Below are 1,789 nucleotides of genomic sequence, written 5' to 3' on the forward strand. Positions count from 1 at the left end.
CCTGGCTATATCCGCGTCCAACCGGATGGGCTCCATCAGGCTTTGTTGCACCACCTCCCAGGTAAGGCCGCTCTCTTTCGCCGCATCTTCTACAGCGCGTGTCATACCCTTCGCCAGTGCACGCATGGTCTGCGCATCGGTGTCACGAATATTGATGATGAACTCGGCGCGACCGGGGACGGTATGGATGAAATTGGGATGCAGATCCACCTTTCCAATGGTGATGCGGCTGCTCTTCGAGCCATGGGCTGCGATCACCTCGCCAATCTCCTGCCCCACCCTTGCCAGCCCTGCGAAAGCATCGGCACGCAACTCCATGGGTGTGGTACCCGAATGGTTGGCCCGCCCGGTCAAGGTAACCGCCAGATTGATGACGCCGGCGATGTGCTCCACGATACCGACAGGAATTTGCGCCTGTTCGAGAACAGGTCCTTGTTCCACGTGCAGTTCAAGAAAGGCTTTCACGCTACCGGGGGCGCGTGCTGCCTCTATGGCTCCGAAAGCGTCCAGCCCCTGCTCCCTCATCGCGTCCTGCAACCTAATACCATCGGCATCACGCGCGCTCTCCAGCCAGCGCTCCGTCACTGCGCCGGCAATTGCCTGCGACCCCAGCATGCCGCCGAACCGGCCTTCTTCCTCGGCGGTCGCCACCACTTCTATCGCCGCAGTCGGCACAAAGCCGATATCTCGCATTGTGCGCACGCATTCCAGCGCAACACATGCACCAAGCGCGCCGTCGAACGCACCGCCCTCCGGCACGGTGTCGAGATGTGAACCGGCCATGATGCAGGGCCCCCTGTCCCGTCCATAGCGCCCAAAGAGATTTGCCACAGCATCGGATCGCACGGCCAGGCCATCGCCACGCATCTGTTCGGCGAACCATCGTCGTGCAGCCATGTCGGCATCGCTGTAACCGGGACGGTTGTGCCCCCCTGTTTGCGGATTGAAGCCGTGAAGATTGACCTCTTGGAGCAGCTTGCGCAGTCGCTGGAGATTTATCGCGGCGGATGGAGCCATGATCTTCTGCCTGTTTTTCAATCGGGTAGCGCTTATCGCCCCTATGATGCGCGAATGCCAGATAATTTATTATAATAATTTGTTGCACAGTCAAAAATAATAGGGATTAATTACAGGCAACGAAGTGAGGGCCCCGATGAGAAAACTAATTGCTACCGCATTCGCTGCCGTGTCACTGCTTGTTGCGTCACCGGCATTTTCGCAAACACCCCCCAATGTTTTGATTGTTGGCCAGATCGCCGAGCCGAAATCATTGGATCCGCACGCAGTAACGGCGGTCAACGATTTCCGGATTCTCATGAATGTCTATGACGGTCTGACCCGCTACAAGGACGGCACGCTTGAGGTGGAGCCCGCACTCGCCGAGAGCTGGGAGATCACCGACGATGGCCTGACCTACACGTTCAAGCTACGCGAGGGCGTCGAGTTTCATGACGGCACGCCGCTCAATGCAGAGGCGGTGAAGTTCAACTTCGACCGCATGCTCGACGAGGATCACCCCTATCACGAGACAGGCCCCTTCCCCCTGGCATTCTATTTCTCGGCGGTGGATGAAGTGACGGCAGTCGATGATCTGACGGTCGCCTTCAAGCTGAAGGAACCCTTCGCGCCGTTCCTTTCGAACCTGGCCTATCCAACCGGACTTATCGTCTCGCCGGAAGCGGTGAAGAAGAGCGGCAAGGACTTCGGCCGCAGTCCCGTTGGAACAGGCGCCTTCAAGTTCGAGGAATGGCAGGCCAACTCACGTGTGGTCATTACCCGTAACGAAGAT

General features: G+C 58.2%; 2 protein-coding genes. One reads left to right on the forward strand and one right to left on the reverse strand.

Going from position 1 to position 1,789, the window contains the following annotated elements; all coding sequences use genetic code 11:
* Positions 1–1,017 (reverse strand): Zn-dependent hydrolase (locus WA367_RS16660; RefSeq protein WP_336057906.1); only part of this gene is annotated, 1,017 nt, incomplete at its 3' end.
* Between the two features lie 136 nt (positions 1,018–1,153).
* Here WA367_RS16660 and WA367_RS16665 point away from each other — a divergent pair.
* On the forward strand, positions 1,154–1,789 hold a 636-nt coding region (locus WA367_RS16665), incomplete at its 3' end, for an ABC transporter substrate-binding protein (protein WP_336057907.1).

Origin of the sequence: Nitratireductor sp. CH_MIT9313-5 (assembly GCF_037029545.1) — a bacterium.
GTDB lineage: Bacteria > Pseudomonadota > Alphaproteobacteria > Rhizobiales > Rhizobiaceae > Chelativorans.